Annotated in this window: 19 protein-coding genes; 12 read left to right on the top strand and 7 right to left on the bottom strand. The window is 69.2% G+C overall.

Features of this window, described 5'->3' with window-relative positions:
• From E1264_RS25935 to E1264_RS25925, 3 genes are all read left to right on the top strand, one after another.
• Nucleotides 1-836 (top strand): helix-turn-helix domain-containing protein (locus E1264_RS25935; protein WP_132177942.1); only part of this gene is annotated, 836 nt, incomplete at its 5' end.
• The gene (locus E1264_RS25930; RefSeq protein ID WP_132177940.1) at nucleotides 833-1435 is read left to right on the top strand and encodes a DJ-1/PfpI family protein; all 603 of its coding nucleotides are present in this window, start codon (nucleotides 833-835) and stop codon (nucleotides 1433-1435) included. The genes E1264_RS25935 and E1264_RS25930, both read left to right, overlap by 4 nt.
• 72 nt (nucleotides 1436-1507) lie before the next feature.
• Nucleotides 1508-2659 carry a hypothetical protein gene (locus tag E1264_RS25925; RefSeq protein WP_132177938.1) on the top strand — a complete coding sequence of 384 codons (1152 nt, stop codon included), beginning with the start codon at nucleotides 1508-1510 and terminating at the stop codon, nucleotides 2657-2659.
• On the opposite strand, the gene E1264_RS25920 is transcribed toward E1264_RS25925, so the two are convergent.
• Nucleotides 2656-3576: an arginase family protein gene (locus E1264_RS25920; RefSeq protein ID WP_132177936.1), complete on the bottom strand. Its 921-nt coding sequence runs from the start codon at nucleotides 3574-3576 to the stop codon at nucleotides 2656-2658. The genes E1264_RS25925 and E1264_RS25920 overlap by 4 nt on opposite strands.
• Nucleotides 3577-3610: 34 nt before the next feature.
• On the opposite strand from E1264_RS25920, the gene E1264_RS25915 reads away from it, so the two are divergent.
• On the top strand, nucleotides 3611-5248 hold the full coding sequence (locus E1264_RS25915; RefSeq protein ID WP_132177934.1) for a CocE/NonD family hydrolase: 1638 nt from the start codon (nucleotides 3611-3613) through the stop codon (nucleotides 5246-5248).
• A 46-nt stretch (nucleotides 5249-5294) separates the two neighbouring features.
• Here E1264_RS25915 and def read toward each other — a convergent pair whose 3' ends face one another.
• Nucleotides 5295-5846 carry a peptide deformylase gene (gene def / locus E1264_RS25910; protein ID WP_132177932.1) on the bottom strand — a complete coding sequence of 184 codons (552 nt, stop codon included), beginning with the start codon at nucleotides 5844-5846 and terminating at the stop codon, nucleotides 5295-5297.
• Between the two features lie 908 nt (nucleotides 5847-6754).
• Between def and E1264_RS25905 the strand changes: the two genes are divergently transcribed.
• Complete coding sequence (locus E1264_RS25905) at nucleotides 6755-7015, top strand: hypothetical protein (RefSeq protein ID WP_132177930.1); 261 nt, start codon at nucleotides 6755-6757, stop codon at nucleotides 7013-7015.
• A gap of 9 nt (nucleotides 7016-7024) precedes the next feature.
• Nucleotides 7025-7825, top strand: a complete 801-nt coding sequence (locus tag E1264_RS25900) for a hypothetical protein (RefSeq protein ID WP_132177928.1) — start codon at nucleotides 7025-7027, stop codon at nucleotides 7823-7825.
• Nucleotides 7826-7926: 101 nt separating this feature from the next.
• Here E1264_RS25900 and E1264_RS25895 read toward each other — a convergent pair whose 3' ends face one another.
• Nucleotides 7927-8139 carry a hypothetical protein gene (locus tag E1264_RS25895; protein ID WP_132177926.1) on the bottom strand — a complete coding sequence of 71 codons (213 nt, stop codon included), beginning with the start codon at nucleotides 8137-8139 and terminating at the stop codon, nucleotides 7927-7929.
• Nucleotides 8140-8220: 81 nt separating this feature from the next.
• Between E1264_RS25895 and E1264_RS25890 the strand changes: the two genes are divergently transcribed.
• The gene (locus E1264_RS25890; RefSeq protein ID WP_132177924.1) at nucleotides 8221-8478 is read left to right on the top strand and encodes a hypothetical protein; all 258 of its coding nucleotides are present in this window, start codon (nucleotides 8221-8223) and stop codon (nucleotides 8476-8478) included.
• 20 nt (nucleotides 8479-8498) lie between these two features.
• On the opposite strand, the gene E1264_RS25885 is transcribed toward E1264_RS25890, so the two are convergent.
• Nucleotides 8499-9734, bottom strand: a complete 1236-nt coding sequence (locus E1264_RS25885; protein ID WP_243711166.1) for an MFS transporter — start codon at nucleotides 9732-9734, stop codon at nucleotides 8499-8501.
• 171 nt (nucleotides 9735-9905) lie between these two features.
• Between E1264_RS25885 and E1264_RS25880 the strand changes: the two genes are divergently transcribed.
• The 4 genes from E1264_RS25880 to gdhA all read left to right on the top strand — a co-directional run bounded on the left by E1264_RS25880 (nucleotide 9906) and on the right by gdhA (nucleotide 13547).
• On the top strand, nucleotides 9906-10241 hold the full coding sequence (locus E1264_RS25880; protein ID WP_347813422.1) for a DUF488 family protein: 336 nt from the start codon (nucleotides 9906-9908) through the stop codon (nucleotides 10239-10241).
• A gap of 345 nt (nucleotides 10242-10586) precedes the next feature.
• Nucleotides 10587-11204, top strand: a complete 618-nt coding sequence (locus E1264_RS25875) for a DUF4360 domain-containing protein (protein ID WP_243711165.1) — start codon at nucleotides 10587-10589, stop codon at nucleotides 11202-11204.
• 13 nt (nucleotides 11205-11217) lie between these two features.
• Nucleotides 11218-11865 (top strand): DUF4360 domain-containing protein, encoded by a 648-nt coding sequence (locus E1264_RS25870; protein ID WP_132177917.1) that lies wholly within the window; start codon nucleotides 11218-11220, stop codon nucleotides 11863-11865.
• A gap of 305 nt (nucleotides 11866-12170) precedes the next feature.
• Nucleotides 12171-13547 (top strand): NADP-specific glutamate dehydrogenase, encoded by a 1377-nt coding sequence (gene gdhA, locus E1264_RS25865; protein ID WP_132177915.1) that lies wholly within the window; start codon nucleotides 12171-12173, stop codon nucleotides 13545-13547.
• Nucleotides 13548-15247: 1700 nt separating this feature from the next.
• Here gdhA and E1264_RS25860 read toward each other — a convergent pair.
• The gene (locus E1264_RS25860; protein WP_165964387.1) at nucleotides 15248-16051 is read right to left on the bottom strand and encodes a class I SAM-dependent methyltransferase; all 804 of its coding nucleotides are present in this window, start codon (nucleotides 16049-16051) and stop codon (nucleotides 15248-15250) included.
• 70 nt (nucleotides 16052-16121) lie between these two features.
• On the opposite strand from E1264_RS25860, the gene E1264_RS25855 reads away from it, so the two are divergent.
• Entirely contained in the window at nucleotides 16122-16490 is a 369-nt protein-coding gene (locus E1264_RS25855) for an MmcQ/YjbR family DNA-binding protein (RefSeq protein ID WP_243711164.1), read from the top strand.
• Here the strand turns inward: E1264_RS25855 and E1264_RS25850 are convergent.
• Both E1264_RS25850 and E1264_RS25845 read right to left on the bottom strand, forming a co-directional pair.
• Nucleotides 16482-16796, bottom strand: a complete 315-nt coding sequence (locus E1264_RS25850; protein WP_132177911.1) for a hypothetical protein — start codon at nucleotides 16794-16796, stop codon at nucleotides 16482-16484. The genes E1264_RS25855 and E1264_RS25850 overlap by 9 nt on opposite strands.
• An 87-nt stretch (nucleotides 16797-16883) precedes the next feature.
• Nucleotides 16884-17833: aminoglycoside phosphotransferase family protein (locus tag E1264_RS25845; RefSeq protein ID WP_207936204.1), on the bottom strand; the 950-nt coding region annotated here is incomplete at its 5' end.

Here is a 17833-nt window from a genome sequence, read left to right as displayed (position 1 = left end):
CTTCTGGAGGGCTGCCCGTCCATGCCGGGGCCGGGATTGATGATCTTGATGCCGGTGGTGTCGACACGCTCGTGGTGGCCGGTGGGACGGGGGTCGACCGGGCGCGGGAGGACGCGGCGCTGGTCGGGTGGGTCGCGGAGGCGGCGGCGGGGGCGCGGCGTGTCGCGGCCGTGTGCAGCGGGGCGTTGCTGCTCGCCGAGGCCGGGCTGCTGGACGGGCGCCGCGTCACGACGCACTGGGGGCGCGAGGAGCAGCTGAGGAGGGAGTATCCGCGCCTCGACGTCGACTGCGATCCGATCTTCGTCCGGGACGGGCGCGTGTGGACGTCCGCCGGGGTCACGGCCGGGATGGATCTGGCGCTGGCGCTGGTCGAGGACGATCACGGGCGGGATCTCGCGCACGAGGTGGCGCGGGAGCTGGTGATGTTCCTGCGGCGGCCGGGGAGCCAGTCGCAGTTCAGCGTTCCGCTGTGGTCGGCGCAGCCCGCGTCGGACCCGATCCGCGCGGCGGTGTCGTCCGTCCAGGCCGATCCGGGTGCCCGGCACACCATCGCCGACCTGGCCGGACGGTCCGGGCTCAGCGAGCGGCATCTGCAGCGGAGGTTCACGGCGGAGCTGGGCGTTCCTCCGGCCGCGTACGTCGAGCGGGTGCGCGTCGAGGCGGCGCGGCGGGCGCTGGCGGAGGGGGACGAGCCCGTCGAGACGCTGGCGCGGCGGCTCGGGTTCGGGACGGGCGAGACGCTGCGCAGGGCGTTCCATCGGCATGTGGGCGTCGCGCCGTCCGACTACAGGGAGCGGTTCAGAGGAACCGGGGTTTTGAAGGGAGTTCGGTCGTGACCACGTATGGGCTGCTGGTCTTCGAGGATGCAGAGGAACTGGACTTTGTGGGTCCGTGGGAGGTGTTCACTGCGTCTGCCATGGTGCGTGGGCTGGACGACAAGGCGGTGCTTATCGCTGAGGAGTCTGGGCCTGTGCGCTGCAACAAGGGGATGAGGGTCCTGCCTGACTGCGTCCTGGACGACCACCCGAAGCTGGACGTTCTCCTAGTGCCGGGTGGGCGTGGGGCACGGGAGGCTCAGGTCGACAACCCGGCCGTCACGGGCTGGATAGCCAAGGTCGCCGAACAGGTCGATTGGGTGACGAGCGTGTGCACGGGCGCGGTGCTGTTGCACGCGGCTGGTCCGGCCAAGGGGCGGAGGGTCGCGACCCATTGGTCATGGGAGGACGCGTTGGAGGCGCGTGGTGATGTGACTGTTGTGCGTGACGCGCGGTACGTCGTGGACGGCAATCTCGTCACCAGCCAGGGGGTCTCGGCGGGTATCGACATGGCCCTCTGGCTCATCGGGCGCATCCATGGGCGCGAGCACGCGAGGACGGTTCGTCGCTACATCCAGTACGAGCCCGCCCCGCCCTACCTGGCCGACGAGCCGCTGTAGGGGCGCGGCCTGATCGGGCCTAACATTCCGCCACACAAGTGATGATCTTCGCTTATCGGCATAATCACCCGAATGGCGATATCGCTACCGGTGCGGTTCCGCAGCGACGGCGTGCGGGTCTCCGTGGAGACCGATCCGCTGCACGCCCCGCTGCGCGACTTCCTCATCAACGACCTGGGCGAGGACGTGTCGGCGATCGCCCGCGCGCGGGGGCGGTTGAGTGATTCCGGCCGTCCGGGCGTCTCTGGCGCCTCCGGCGGCCCGAACGCGCCGTGGCAGGAGCTGTTTCGCTACCACCGGCTCGACTTCGACGGGACGTTCGTCCATGTGCGGGACGTCGCCGGGTGGGCGTCCTGCGACGTTGATCCGGTCGTGCTGCGGAAATGCCTCGACGAGTACCTCCAGGAGATCGGTGCCCTGCACAGCCGCCGGAGCCTCGAACGCGTGCTGAGCGAGGCGCCGTCGGCCGGGGAGCCGATGGCGACGTCGCTGGCCCTCGGGTCCGTGTCGCACCGCACGCAGGGGTGGGGCCTGGTCCAGACGCCGCGCGCCGTGCTGGAGGACGTGGCCGGGCTCACCCCGCACCCGGACGCGTGCGTCCCGCATGGCGTGCTGGAGACCGGATCCGGTGCGTGCTGGGCCGACCTCGCCGTCTGGGACGAGACAGGAATACGCCTACGCAGCGGCACCAAGACGTTCATGCCGCGTGGCATCGACCCCGAACGGCTTATGGCCGAACTGGGGAAGACCCTCACGCAGGCGCGTTTTGTTAGTGCCGTGCCAGGAGCGTGGTCGGGGGTCGTCGCCGGTGTTCCGGTGCACGGATACGTCGACCCTGAGGCGGTTCTGCGTCTGCCCTGTGAGCCGATCGAGGTCGGTGGCGTCGTCCACCACGTGCGGGTGTTCTTTCCAGAGTTGGGTGACTCTGGTGTCGATCTGGAGGCGGCGGCTTCGGGTGCGAGTGAGTTCGCGCAGTCGGTGAACGGGCAGCCGCATGTTCTGGTGGCGTTTCTGCTGCATGACGTCCAGAGCCATCGGCACCATCTGGACGTCGTCCGCCAGGCGCGTCCTGGCTGGGAGCACACGGGGAACGCGTGTCATCTGCGGCTGGACGTCCAGACCGTCCGGCTGGAGCATCTGTGGCTTCCCGGGCATGCGTGCGAGGTGCCGACAGGCGAATTCGCCAGCGTTCTCTATGAGTACGAGCGGCGGCTGGCTGGCTAGGTGTCGCTGCGTGCGGAGAAGGCCGTGACGATCGTGTCTGTAAGCGCGGCGCCCGCCATGCCGTCCGGGTCCAGCTCGGGGTCGTAGATGGCTACGTGGAAGCCAAGCGCGCGCGGGCTCGTCACCAGCGTCGTCAGGACGGACGTGAGTTCCTCGAACGACAGGCCATCCGGGTTGGGTGAATCGACCGCCGGCATGACGCTCTGATCGAGGATGTCGGCGTCCAGGTGAATCCAGAACCCGTCGATGGGCGCGTCCTCCAGGTGCGCTCGTGCCCCTTCAGCGGCGGCTCCTGCACCGTGCTCGCGGACGTACTCGATCGGATAGCGGCGAATGCGCGAATTGTCGAACGCGGCGAGGTCGGCGATCTCGTGGTCCTCGGGCTCCCGCTGGACGCCGATGTGCGCGACATGCTCCTCGGCGACGTAGGGACGCAGCCCGCCGAGATCGGAGAGCGCGTCCGGGCCGTGGCCCGTGACCAGGCCGAGCGCCATCCCGCCCGCCGTCAGCCGTCCCGCCCAGGCCGGCCGGTCGCGGCGCGGCGAGTAGTCGTCGTGCCCGTCCAGGTACGCCAGGCCGTACGTGCCGCGGCGGCGCAGCGCGAGCATCGGGCCGAGCAGGATGCTGCAGTCGCCGCCCAGCACGACGGGAAATCGTCCGGTGTCGAGCAGTTCGCCGACGCGTGACGCGAGCCGTCCCGAATAGTCGGACATGCCAGGGCCGTTCAGGTAGCCCGTCTCCTCGTCCGGGCCGAACACGTAGGGCGGCGGGTCCACCCGGCCCGCGTCCTCGGCGTCCAGGCGGCCGAGGATGCCGTGCCCGCGCAGCGCGCGAGCGAGGCGGCGCACCCCGGGCTCGTGCCCCGCGCGCGGCGGGCGGAGCCCGAGGTTGGACGGGGCGTCGAGCACTGCGATCATTCTTGCAATCTAGAACACGGCGAAGGAGCGGCCGATGACCCCGTCCGGACGGCCGCCCCAAAGCGGACAGTCCGCCCTTCTCGGGCGGCTCGCGGAGCGGCTCCTCCGGCTTCCCGAGACGCCGGCGGCGCCCTTCGGGGTCGTCCGCGACCTGCGGGTGCCCATGCCGGACGGCGTCGTGCTCACCGCCGACCTGTACCGCCCGCGCGGTGCGGGCCCGCTGCCGGTGGTGCTGATGCGCACTCCGTATGGCAAGCGGCAGGCCGTCATCCGGCTGTTCGCCGTGTTGCTCGCCCGGCGCGGCTTCCAGGTCGTCGTGCAGAATGTGCGCGGCGTCCATGGGTCGGGTGGCGAGTTCCGCGCCTTTCACCACGAGAAGGACGACGGCCTAGGGACGCTCAAGTGGCTTCGTGCCCAACCATGGTGCGACGGCAGGGTCGCCATGGTCGGGGCCAGCTATCTGGGGTTCGCCGAGTGGGCGGTCGCACCCTATGCAGACCCTCCCTTGGAGGCGATGGGTGTCGGCATCACCGCGTCCGAATTCGTGAGCTCCTTCTATCCGGGTGGGGCCCTTGCGCTGCACAACACGCTCGTGTGGTCGTCGTCGATGGGGACCTGGGACGGGACAAGGCAGCCCTTCCACGACCGGCGCGTCCGCCAGGCGATGCGGTATCTGCCGGTGGGCGAGGCCGACGAGGCGGCCATCGGACGTGCGGAACCGTTCCTCCGCGAGGTCACGGCCCATGCGGAGCCCGGCGACGACTTCTGGAAGGCGACCGACCACAGCGCCGCCGTCCCCGCGACCACCACGCCCACCACGATGGTGGGGGGCTGGTGGGACCTCTTCCTCCGCCGCCAGCTCCGCGACTTCGCGGCCCTTCACGCGGCCGGACGCCAGGTCCGCATCACCATCGGCCCCTGGGGACACGACACGAAATCCCTCCGAGCCGCACTCCACGACCAGATTTCCTGGCTCGACGCCCACTTGAACGGCGACAAAGCCCAACTTCGCCAGGCGCCGGTAAGGCTCCACCTGCAGAAGGCTGACCGCTGGCTGGACTTCGACCAGTGGCCCCCGCCCGAAACCCGTCCCACGCCGCTCTTCCTTGGGCGAACACTCAGCTGGGATGACCCCGACGACGACGACGTCGAGCCCGCCACCTTCACCTACGACGCCCTCGACCCCACCCCAACGGTCGGTGGGCCTCTCCTCTCGCCAGGCAGAGGCGGGCAGCGGGACAATACGCGCATCGAGCGCCGCGCCGATGTGGTCGTCCTCAGCTCCGCGCCCTTGACCAGGCATCTCGACCTGATCGGGCCGGTCTCGGCGACGGTCTTCGTCCGGATGAGCACCGGTCACGGCGACCTGTTCGTCCGGCTCTGCGATGTCGGCCCCGACGGCGTCTCCCGCAACGTCACCGATGGCATTCTGCGCATCAGGACGACGGGTGTCGTCCGCGCCGAGATCGAGATGCACCCGACCGCGTACCGCTTCCTGCGCGGTCACCGGCTCCGCGTGATGCTGGCCGGTGGAGCTTTCCCCCGCTTCGCGCGCAACCACGGCACCGGCGAACCCGCCGCCCGGGCCGTCGCGTCGCGGCGCGTCCACGTCGAGGTCTTCCGCGATGCGGCCCATCCCTCGGCCGTGCACCTGCCCGTGTGGGACGCCTAGAGGGTGTCCCAGCTACGGCGCACCCCGGCCTAGGAGCGCGCGGGCCCTAGCCGGGAAGCGTGTCGGGTTCGGCCTCGGCCTCGGCGCGGAGGGACTCGTACTCCTTGAGAACCTTCTTGCGCGCGCGTGCTGAAAGCCGGTCGATGTAGAGGCGGCCTTCCAGATGGTCGGTTTCGTGCTGGAGGCAGCGTGCGAGCAGGCCCGTCCCTTCGACCGTGATAGGCGCGCCTGTGATGGCATAGCCGTGGATGGTCGCATGGTCCGGACGGGCCAGACGCGCATGCGGACCCGGCACGGAAAGGCAGCCCTCGTCACCGTCGTCCAGACGCCGGTTCTCCATGGCCGGCAGTTCCAGGACGGGATTCACGACCGCTCCCCTATGCCGCTCGCCGTCCTCGTCTGGACAGTCGTAGACGAAGACGCGCAGGTCCACACCGATCTGGTTGGCGGCCAGGCCGACCCCATCCGCCTCGTACATGCTCGCGAACATGTCGTCCACGAGGCCCTTCAAGGCCGCGTCGAAGCCCTCCACGGGCCTGCACGGCTGGTGCAGGACCGGTGTCCCCACCAGTGTGATCGGCCGCACCTGTCCCGCCATCGCCTGCGCTCCTCCCGTCCGGACGTACTTCGCACGCCGCGCGAAACAGGCTACCCAGGGTGACCGCCGCATGCCGGGCATCGCCTGTCGCGCTGCGCCACCGGCCGGACGCGGAGCGTGTTCCGTTCGTCGCACGCAGCCGCCCGCTCACCGATGGAGAGGGCTGAAGCGTCCATGGCGCAGCCCACGGCTCGCTACGTTCGACGCATCCGCTGAAGGTCCGGTGCGAGCCGCTTCGGGGGGAGCGGCCGGTCCTGTGTGAGCGCCCGGACCGACTCGGCGGAACGGGGGGAGAGGGGTCACTTCGGGGGAGTGGCCCCTCCGTCCGTTTGCCCGATCGGGGCGTCGCACGAAATGCCGCCCGCCACGATTCGACGCACCTCGCACTTGAACGTCCAGCCGCGACGACTCAACCGGCCGCCAATCCGCATGGCCGCAGACGGCAACGCCTCTCATTGCCCGGCCGCGCGCGCCCGCCCGCACATGACGTTCAAAGCCCGGCGCGCTCGGCGAATATCGGGGCACCTGCCCCACCGCCTGACATTCACCGAGCGTCTCCGCAACGGGGAAGATCCGGGACCGGGCCGCCCGCCCGCGCGCCGCGAGCCACCGCGGGCGGGCGCTCCCGTCGCCGGGGCCGCCGGGCCCGAATGGTCTCCTGGACGTTCAGCGGCGCGTGGACGGTGATCTCCGCCGCCCACCCGAACCGGAATTCTTCGTCAAGGAATTCCCGCATCCGCTGAAACACTATCGGCCGGACGGCAATGAAGCGGAGATCAATCCATGCCGTCCGGCGTTTCCGGCGCAACGGCAGGCCGCCAGAAATGGACGCGGCGAACGGGGCAGGTCGCGAAAATTTGACCCGGCGGACGTCGACTTCCCGACGCGGCTGCGGAATGGTCTCCCCCATGCATTCACGAATTCAGGCCGCCAGGGCGTCCGGACCCACCGGATGGCTGCTGGCGTTTCTCGGCGCGCGCGAGCGGGCGCTGCGCACCCACACCGGACTGGCGTCGGGCCCAGTGGAATGGCTGCTCGCCTTCCTTGAGGTCGAACGCGGCGAGCTCGTGGCGCGGCAGCGTCCCGCGGCGCTGCCGGCGCGGCGCGGCAGGCCCGAGGAGTTCCCGTTCGACCGCCGGGGCGCCCGGCCGGCCGCCCGCAGCGCGTAGAGGAAGGTCATGACCCTCGAGATGTTCCTCGCCGCCCTGATCGGCGGCGCGATCGGCCTCGCCGAACTGGTCGCGCGGTACCGCGACAGGCCGATCACCGCGTGCCTGTCGCCGGGCGGGCTGCTGTTCGTCTTCGTCAACGCCAGCGCGTCGATCGTCGCGCTGACCGCGGTGACCGCGTCCGGCTGGACGTTCGGGCTGCCCGGGACGATGCCCCCGGCGAGCCTGCTCGTCGTCCAGGTGATCGCCGCCGGGATCGGCTCCGCGGCCGTGCTGCGCATGTCGTTCGTCCCCGTCCAGGGCAGGACCGCGGGCACCGGGCCCATCGCGCTGCTCAACGGCATCCTCCGGATCGCGGACGGCGAGCTGGAACGCAAGCGGGCGCTCAGCAGGCTGTCGCACAACGACCTGGCGGGCCTGTCGTTCGAGCGCGACCACGCGGCCCTCACCGAGTTGTGCTGCCACCTGATGCGCGACTTCGACCTGGCCGAGGCGCAGCGGCTCGGCGGCCTCGCCGCCGACCTCAGCCACCGCGACGACCTCACCGACGCCGACAAGCTCGACTGCTGGGGCCTGGAGCTGACCCGGCTGGTCGGCGAGCGCGCCCTCCGGCAGGCCGCGCAGCGGCTGCGGGACCGTCCCCACGAGGACCCGCGCCCGCCCGCGCACGACGAACGGCCGACCGCCCCGGTGCCCGATACCGACTACGCCGCGGACCCGGCCCCGGCCCGGCCGCCCATCGCGAAGACCTCCCGCCTCGCCGCGAGCACGAACGGCAGGCCGGAACGCAAGTCCTTCAGCGATGTCTGAGACGCGATGAGATACCGGTGCACTCCCCGCGGGTGCACCGGTATTTCTCCGTGCCACCCGAACGAACCCGCTACCCCGGCGGGTTGCGCAAGGCGGAGGGGTTACGCGGGTCGGGCGTGTTCTGCGCGGGTGGACGCCATCGGGGCGTTCTCGGGGGCGTCCCGTTCCTCCAAGACGGAGGCGATGCGGTGCAGTGCCTCCGCCAGCGAGACCAACGCCTGCACCTGGGCGGCCGCCATCAGGTTCCCCGGCGAGGGATCGGCGGCCTGCGCCTCCGCGGCGGCGTCAAAGGCCTGCTGGCTCCACCAATGCACGCGGCGATCCTATTCGAGGCGGCCGAGGCGTCACCTGCCGCCGCGCCGCTGGTCACCGGGACCGAAGGAAAGGTGTGACTCGTGAACACGGAACCGCGCGCGGCGCCGCCGTCCGGACGTCCGGACCCCGCGATCCCGCGCTGGGCGACGAAACCGGTGCGCCGGCTGACCGCCGGGGAACTCGCCGAGGCGCTCACCTACCTGGAACGGCACCATCCCGACGACGACGTCCTGGGCCGTGCCCTGGCGGGGGAGTTCGCCCGGCGCACCGCGGCCTCTGAGTTCGCCCACCGGACGGCGACCACCACCGACCGTCCCGCTCCGCCATGCCCATCGTGACCGGGGACCGGGGACCGGGGTCAGGTCGGGTTGGGGACTCGGGTGTCTTCCTCGGGGGCCGTGGCCACGGGCTGGGCAGAGGTGCGCCGCAGGAGCAGGGGGACGCAGAGGAAGATGAACGTGCCCATGACGGCGAAGTACGGCATGGTCCCCGCGTCCAGCAGGAAGCCTCCGGCGAAAGGGCCCAGGAAGAAGCCGAGCTGGCGGACCTCGGACAGGCCGAAGTAGGCGCCCTTGTGCTCGTCGTCCGCCATCTCGTGGACGGCCATGTCCGGCATCGGCAGCAGGATGCCCTCGCCGATCGTCCAGAACACGATGCCGACGTACAGCCAGGCCAGGCCGGACGGGCTTGCCCAGAAGCAGGCGAACGCGACCGTGAAGTTCAGCGCACCGGCGACGACCATGACGTTGCGGCCGAGCCGTGCGGACACCCGGTCGATGGGGAGTTGGAGCGCCAGGGCGAGGACGGCGTTGGCGATGAACAGCGCGGCGAAGTACTCCTCGGTGCGGTCGCCGTACCTGCCCTTCATATAGAGCGGGATCATGGACTCCATCTGGGAGAAGACGAAGAAGACCACGATCCCGGCGGTGACGACGGCGAGGAGCCGCCGGTCGCGCAGCGTCGCCGCCACCGGGCTGCGGGGCGATGCGCGTCCCCGTGCGGCGGACGGCGGCTGGAGCGCCGCGAGGTCCGCGTGCCGCAGCAGGACGAGGACGAGGTAGGCCGCGTAGAAACCGGCGGGGACGGCGAAGAACGCCACCGCGCCGACCTGGTAGAGCGCGCCGCCGATGGCCGGACCGCCGATCGCGCCCGCGCACAGCGTCATGTAGCGGACGCGGAACACGCGGCCCTCGCCGTCCGCCACCTGGGACAGCAGCTTCTTCGCGCCCGGCTCCACCATCAGCCGCGCGACGCCCAGCAGCAGGAACAGGACGATGATCGCCTTGGCGGTGCGTGCCATGGCCAGCAGGGCGTAGACGGCGACGTAGAGCAGCAGGCCCACCCGCATGAGCGGGACGGCGCCCAGCCGGTCCACGATCATCCCGCCGAGCAGGCCGCCGAACGCGGCGGTGAGGGCGACCGCCCCGACGACCGCGCCGACCGCGGGCTTGCCGAGCGCGGTGTGCTCGCTCAGGTACAGCGGCGCGAACGGCATGGCCGCGAAGAAGGCGAGCGAGTTCAGCAGCGCGCCGCCTTCGAGGAGCCGCTGCGCCGGACTGAGCCGCCACAGCGGCGCCCGTGCCTCATCCGCCACGCCGGGCACCGTACGCGACGCCACCGACATCCCAGGGGCCAGAGCCCTAGGGGCTGCGGGCACTTCGAGGGCCGGGCGGCGCGGTATTGGCTCGGGGTCGGCATTCTTGGGATCGGCATTTTCGGGGGAACGGCGGGGATGGGGAGTGCCATGGACATACGACTGCGCAGAGTGTACGAGCCGGTTTCGTCGGGTGACGGAAAGCGGATCCTTGTCGATCGCGTGTGGCCGCGGGGGCTGTCCAAGGAGAAGGCGCGGCTGGACGAGTGGGCGAAGGACGTCGCCCCGTCGACCGAGCTTCGCAAGTGGTACGGCCACAGTGTTGATAAGTTCGACGAGTTCACCCGCCGATACAAGGCCGAACTTGAGGATCCCGAACGAGCGGGGGCGCTGGGCCGCCTTCGGGAGCTCGCCGGGGAGGGGACGGTCACCCTCCTCACGGCGACCAGGGACGTCGATCACAGCCAGGCCGCGGTCCTGGCGGCACTTCTGCGGCACGGTGCGTAAACGTCGTTGATATGGCCAGAATGTGCCACGGCATAAAGGTGCCATCGGGCACCCTGTTCCGCCGCACGTCACGCGGGTTCTAGAACGGTTTCTATGCGGTCTGTACGGCTAATTGAATTCTATCCATCAACTTGATGGAACGTTCCTTTCACAATGAATGCCGTTGGACGCTCCATTCTTGCTGATCAAGGCAGGTGTACCGAGGTCAAGCCCCGGTTTTCGCGTGTTGAAAGTTGGTGATTGACCGTTCTAAAGAGCCAGCTTTACGCTCCCTTTGCGCAGGCTCCAGCAAGGAGGAATCGCATGCGTAAAGGGATCGTTTTTTCGGCGGTCGCTGCTATCGCCATGGCTGCCGCGTCAGCGGGGCCGGCGGCGGCCGCTGCTCCCGGGTCGTACCTGGTCCCGGGGCCCGACGGTGTCACGATCGAGATCGCCACCGTCAACGGGTCCGGCTGCCCGGCGGGAACGGCCGCCGTTGCAGTGTCGGACGACAAGGAGGCCTTCACGGTCACCTACAGCGACTACACGGTCATGGCAGGCGGTGGCGCGGCTCCCACCGACTTCCGCAAGAACTGCCAGATCAGCATGAAGGTGCATGTCCCGCAGGGCTTCACCTACGCGATCTCGAACACCGACTACAGGGGCTTCGCGTCCCTGCCGGCCGGTGCGACCGGTGTGCAGAAGGCCAGCTACTACTTCCAGGGCCAGCAGCAGACCGCTGCGAAGACGCACACCCTTCGGGGGGAGTACGCCGACAACTTCCAGTTCACCGACACCAACGACGTTGGCCAGATGGTCTGGAAGCCGTGCGGCGAGGAACGCAACTTCAACATCAACACCGAGCTCCGCGTGACCAAGGGCTCGGACCCGTCGGAGATGGCCTTCATGGCCATGGACTCCGCCGACGGCAGCATCAAGACCATCTACCGCTTCGAGTGGATGAAGTGCCCCCCCGCGTGGTGAAGGAGTAGGAACAATGCGTAAAACCCTGACTGCGGCAGCGGCGGCCATCCCCGCCCTGGCGCTGGCCCTGGCCGCGGCCCCCACCGCGTCCGCCGACGTCAACGACCCCCCGCCCGACGAGAAGATCACCCTCAACGTGCTGACCGTGAACGGCTCCGGCTGCCCCGCCGGCACCACCGCGGTCGCCCCGGCGAGCGACAACACGGGCTTCACCGTCACCTACAGCGACTACCTCGCGCAGGCAGGCGGCACCTCCAGCCCGACCGACTTCCGCAAGAACTGCCAGCTGGCCCTCCGCGTCCACGTGCCGCAGGGCTTCACCTACGCGATCGCCGGAGCCGACTACCGCGGCTTCGCGCACCTCGAAGAGGGCGCGACCGGCCTGCAGCGCGCGAGCTACTACCACCAGGGCATGTCGCAGACGAGCCAGTCTTCGCACACGCTCAAGGGCTCGTACTCCGACAACTGGCAGTTCTCCGACCGGACCGAGATCGCCGAGCTGGTCTGGAAGCCCTGCGGTGAGGACCGCAACGTCAACATCAACACCGAGCTCCGCGTGATGAAGGGCACCTCGAAGGACACCAGCTTCATGGCCTTCGACTCCACCGACGGTAGCGTCAAGACGACCTACCACCTCGCGTGGAAGAAGTGCGACGCCTGAGCATGACGTCTGACGCTCGATAGCGGACGTCGCCCCACGCCGGGTCGCGTCCTCACCCAGGGAGGACGCGACCCGGTCCGTTACACCCGCGCATTCAATGCGCTTACATCCGCCCCAGCCTGCCGCTACCGCCCCGCCTGATCGGTCCGCCCCCGCGGACGACTCCCACGACCAGGCGGGGCGGACGGCCGTGCCCGACCGGCCGGGACCTGGGGCGGAGCCATGGAGCCTGCGGTGGGGCCTTGTCAAAGCCGGTGAAAAGCAGGTTTTAGCATGGTGAGGTATCCGACGAAGGGATCTTCACCATGCCGTTGGCCCCTCGCCTGCCGGCCCCACCCGAGATATTGGCCGTCCTGGAGGAGTCGTACGAGAGGGTTCTGCGGCGTGACCCGGGGGAGGCGGAGTTCCACCAGGCCGTCCACGAGGTACTGGAGTCCCTCGGCCCGGTGCTCGCGGCGCGTCCCGGGCTGGGCGCGGCGAAGCTGGTCGAGCGGCTGATCGAGCCCGAGCGGCAGATCATGTTCCGGGTGCCGTGGCAGGACGACGAGGGCCGCGTCCACGTCAACCGCGGGTTCCGCGTGGAGTTCAACGGCGCGCTGGGCCCGTACAAGGGCGGGCTGCGCTTTCATCCCACCGTCAACCTCGGCATCGTGAAGTTCCTCGGCTTCGAGCAGATCTTCAAGAACGCGCTGACCGGGCTCGGCATCGGCGGCGGCAAGGGCGGCAGCGACTTCGACCCGCACGGCCGGTCCGACGAGGAGGTCATGCGGTTCTGCCAGTCGTTCATGACCGAGCTGCACCGGCACGTCGGCGAGCACACCGACGTCCCGGCCGGGGACATCGGCGTCGGCGCCCGCGAGATCGGCTACCTGTTCGGCCAGTACCGGCGGGTCACGAACCGCTGGGAGGCGGGCGTCCTCACCGGCAAGGGGCTGCTGTGGGGCGGCTCGGCGGGCCGGACGGAGGCCACCGGCTACGGCAACGTCCTGTTCACCGCCGAGATGCTCCGGCGGCGCGGCGAGGACCTGGACGGCCAGCAGATCGTCGTGTCCGGGTCCGGGAACGTCGCGATCTACACGATCGAGAAGGCGCAGCAGCTCGGCGCGAACGTGATCACCGTGTCCGACTCGGGCGGCTACGTGGTGGACGAGAAGGGCATCGACCTCGACCTGCTCAAGCACGTCAAGGAGGTCGACCGGGGCCGCGTGTCCGACTACGCCACCCTGCGCGGCGCGTCCGCGCGCTTCGTGCCGGGCGGCCGGATCTGGGACGTCCCCGCCGACATCGCGCTCCCGTCCGCGACGCAGAACGAGCTGGACGCGGAGGCGGCGGCGATCCTGGTCCGCAACGGCGTCAAGGCCGTCTCGGAGGGCGCGAACATGCCGACGACGCCGGAGGCCGTCCACGTCTTCCAGGAGGCGGACGTCGCGTTCGGCCCCGGCAAGGCCGCCAACGCGGGCGGTGTCGCCGTGAGCGCCCTGGAGATGCGCCAGAACGCGGGCCGCGAGGCGTGGACGTTCACCCGCGTCGAGGAGGAGCTCGCCGGGATCATGAGCGCCATCCACGACACCTGCTACGAGACCGCCGACCGCTACGGCGCCCCCGGCGACTACGTCGTCGGCGCCAACATCGCGGGCTTCGAGCGCGTGGCCGACGCGATGCTCGCCCAGGGCCTGATCTGAGCTTGTCGTTAAACCTTTAAACCGCGCATTTGTTGCATCGGATGCATAACGGTCGTTGCGTGGTGTCGCGTGGTTGGGCTTTGCGTCGAGGTTTGGTGCCTTTCGGTGGTGGGCAACCTGATAGATCCTGGCAAGCCCTACTTCCTGCGAGACCGCGCTGCGGCCCTCCTGCTCGCATTGTTCGCCCAGCCGTTAACCCGCGTCGCTGCGCTCACCATAACGACCTCGACCTCAACGGCGAGGAAGTACAGATCAGCCTCGGACCGCACGGGCCGGTCCCAATCCCTGAACCCTTCGGCCAGGTCCTTCGCGATCACGCCGCCAATCGCGGGCCCCGCAACATCGAAGTCAACCGGACCAGCCCCTGGCTGTTCCCCGGCAACCGGCCAGCACAGCACATCCACTCGACCTACCTGATGAACCAGCTGGCCAAGTCCGGGATCAACCTGCTCGGCACCCGGCTCGCCGCCATCCGCACCCTGGTCTTGGAGATGCCACCAGCCGTGCGGCCCAGGCCCTGGGCTACACCGCCGAGTGCGCCGAGGACCACGCCATCCTGGCCGGGGCGTCCTGGGCCAGCTACGCCTCCCACCAGCGTCAGCGCGGGGAACTCACGACACCCTGATACGCGATGCCGTCAGTAGAAGATCGCAGATTGGGGCTTCGTGTCTGGAGGCGGCTGGCTGGGGTGGTGAGGCCTACGACTTTGAGTTCTCTCTTCTCAGACGGCATGTCATCCTGGGCAACGAACGCCCACAGATACATGGACGGTAGTCGCCTTACTTCCCGCTCGAACCTCCAACGGTATGCAAGCGGCCTTGTCGAGAGAGATCCCGCCTGGAAATGCCAGCCACCGGCCGGAGCCCTGGTGGGGTTCCGGGCATGCTGGGATGTGCAACCTGCTGGTCCACTCAGCCGATTGGCCGCCCCATGAGATGGAGACCCGGGTGGCCCAGCTCGCGGGTACGGACAGGCTCGCTTCACGTCCCGCGTGGATGAGGAGCCCGGTCTTGGCAAAGAGACGATGCGGGTCACCCTCGGCCGCACGGCTGGGCTGCAGAGTCGATGTGGTGTTCAACCCCACCGCGTCGAGGATGCTGGTATGCGGTGCGGTCGGTGACGGCACGTCGTCGATCGGAGCAGAGCAGCTCAGAGCAACAAACCCGGTCGGCACGGTTCCGGAATTCGGCGATGCCGACGGAGCCTGGTTGGAGGGTGTCGTACGGGTCGGTTGGCCCGTGCACGCGGTCTGGAAGCATAGGACACCCAGGACGGCGACAAAGATGACAGTTCGCAAGTTCTGCTCCAGCACGCCACGCAGTCGAACTCGTGAATTTCAGATTATTGCTCTGGCTCGAGCTCGATGTCACCCGTCACTCGGGATGAGGATGGAGCAATGCTTGAAACCTGTGGATCTGCCGGCAAGGGGTGTACCTTCCCGGATCACTTAGCAGATTCTCCAAGCAGGCCGGCGTTGCACCGCCCGTCGGGAAGGCACATCTCGATGCTCACCGTAGTCCCCGACCCGTCCGACCGCGGTCAGGGTGGCCAGCCTGTCCAGCATCGTCGCTGATCGATGAGATCGTGCGGGAGGGCGCCCGGCGGATGCCGGGCCTGGTCATCCACTTCGACCTCCCTGACCACGGGCAAACCTCCTGCTCTGATCAAAGCGGCTCCCAAGCGAACCGGCCCCTATCCGGTCATGCGGGACGGTTCCCGGTGGCGATCAGATGCGGGCTGAGTCCGAGCAGTTCGGGGACGCGCTCGAAGGCCCGCGCCGTCTCGAAGACGACGGTCCGGCCGAGCGGGTCCGCGAGCCGCTCGGCGAGGTCGTGCATCAGGAAGCCGGGCCCTTCGACACCGACGAGATCGACGTCCTGGAACCCGGCTGACCGCAGCTCGGCCCGCAACTGCCCGGGACGGTGGCAGAACGCGGAGAAGCTGCCATCGAACAGCGGCGGCATCCAGCCCGTCCGCTCCACGTCCGGGATGAGGGGACTGATCCTCTCGTCCCGCTCGTAGAGGCGTTGCGCGAATTCGCCGTCCAGACGCGGCGCCCACCGGGAGATGGCCGCCGCGAACACGGGCCCGCCGGGCCGGAGCACGCGCCACGCCTCCTCCAGCGCCCGCACCCGGTCCGCGCGACGCGGCAGGTGGTAAAGCGGCCCGAGCAGTAGGACGGCGTCCACCGAACGATCGGGCAGATCAAGCTCGCGAGCATCGCCCACGGCAGTACGCACCAGCGGATTCCCGTCGGCGGCCGCCTCCAGCTGCTGGACGTGCAACGGCATCAGATCGCGGTGCTCGACCAGATGCCCGCGCCCGGCCAGCCACAGGGCGTAGGGCCCGGCGCCGCCGCCGATGTCGGCGACCGTCGACGGCGCGTCCGGCCGCCGCCGCAGCACGATCTCCTTGGTCCGCTCGAACTCGACCTGACCTCGCGGTGTCGTGAGCCGATCGCGCTCTTCACCCTTGGCGTAGTAACCCTTCACAAGATCGCTCATAGCCAACCCTACGACCGGGACGCCACCGGCGGCACAATGACGTCGACAGCCGGGACGGACAGGGGGCCACATGATGCCGGCCGACGCGCGACGCGACCGAGTGATAGCCGAATGCCTCGCCAAACCGGGAGCGGTCGAGGACTACCCGTTCGGCGACGAGGTGGCCGTCTTCAAAGTCGGCGGACGAATGTTCGCGCTGGTTCCCCTGGGTTCACCCCCGGGAAGCGTCAGCCTCAAATGCGACCCCGCCATGGCGGTCGATCTCCGCAACCGCTATACCGCGATAACTCCGGGCTACCACCTGAACAAACGCCACTGGAACACCGTGGCCCTCGACGGCTCCGTCCCCGAGGACGAACTGTTCGAGCTGGTTGACCATTCATACGAACTGGTAGTGGCCCGTCTGACCAAAGCCCAGCGCAACGACCTGCTACCTTGACCGGCCGAGACTCTCCAGGATGTCGTCAGCGCTCTCCTCCAGGGTCTTGACCATCTTCCGCAGCTCCCGGCGTATGTAAAGGTGATCCAATGGGCCCAAGGGCCCCATCAGAATCGACTTGTTGACCATCGTGGAGATTGCTTTGGCCAGGTTGTAAAGTAGTTCGATATGCTTGACCGTGTAATCCGAAAGATCGGCCTCCGCGGCCAGTTCGGGGGTGGCGCGTCCAGGCGGAATGGTACCCGCGTTGACCTGCTGCCAGCGCTCGTGCACAGCGTCGTCAATTTGGCGGACGGCCGCACGCATGCGCCGGAGCATCGCGTGGACGTACTTGATGTGGGGCGTCCATGGCCATGGGGGCGGCATCACCCGAACCTAGCAAAGCGCAATGACCTACCCGCCTGAGATCGAGGCGGTCTCGGCAAGGATGAAATCGACGTAGCCCGTAGGTGGCGTCATCCCGCGCGACCACATCCAGTGGACGCGACCGGCGCCGGTCAACGCGAGCGTCGCCCGGTAGCCCGGCTCGACGTCGGCAGTGTCGAATCGGCCGTCCAGCCCGTCGAGATAGTCGACGATATGGCGTTGGAGCGTGGTCAACGCCAGTGACGCGAGATCCGCGCCCAGCGGCCCGGACCCCAGTGTCGCCCAGTCCAGCACGACGGTGCTGGTGCCGTCAGCGGAAGCCATGAGGTTGCCGTGGGAGAAGTCGCCGTGCACGAGCACCCGCGGGACCTCGTCCAACCGCGCCAACAGTTCCTCACGCCGACTCCACAACGCCGGGATGCCCGGGTGCACGTCGACGCCGCTCCAGTCCAACTCGCTGACGGCGATTCGCTGAGCGAGCTGATGCCCGGACAGCCACGGCACGTCCGGCACCACGGCCTCGCCCTGCCAGCGCCCGAGCCGATACGCGGCCACCCGCGGCGATTCGAGGGCGGTACCCACGTCGGCGAGATAGATGACGTCGTCAACGACGCCGTAGCAGCCGGGCGCAGCGAGCCCCGGCCCGGTCGGCAGCAGCCCGCTGGCATAAGCGAGAGGTTCACGCCGCCAATAGGCCCAGTGCTCGGGTTCGTCGGCGTGGGCGGCGTGACGCCCCGACGTCACCGGCCGGCACACCTTGCGGATCACAGTGAAACCAAGCTGATCGCCATCGATTCGCGCTACCCCGGACACCCTGGCCACACCACCCGTGGCAGCCCCGGCCCCCCCGTTGACCGGCTCGCTCGTGCACTTCACCAGAGCGCCTCCCGGCCACCCCAGAACCGCGTCCAGCACACTTTGAGGAAGTAGATCCACCACCCTCGGCACGGTAGGCGACACGCGCACGGACTGCGTCA

The organism is Actinomadura sp. KC216 (assembly GCF_004348535.1).
GTDB lineage: Bacteria > Actinomycetota > Actinomycetes > Streptosporangiales > Streptosporangiaceae > Spirillospora.
The sequence above is the reverse complement of the archived record's forward strand: the minus strand, read 5'-3'. Positions and strand labels throughout refer to the sequence as shown.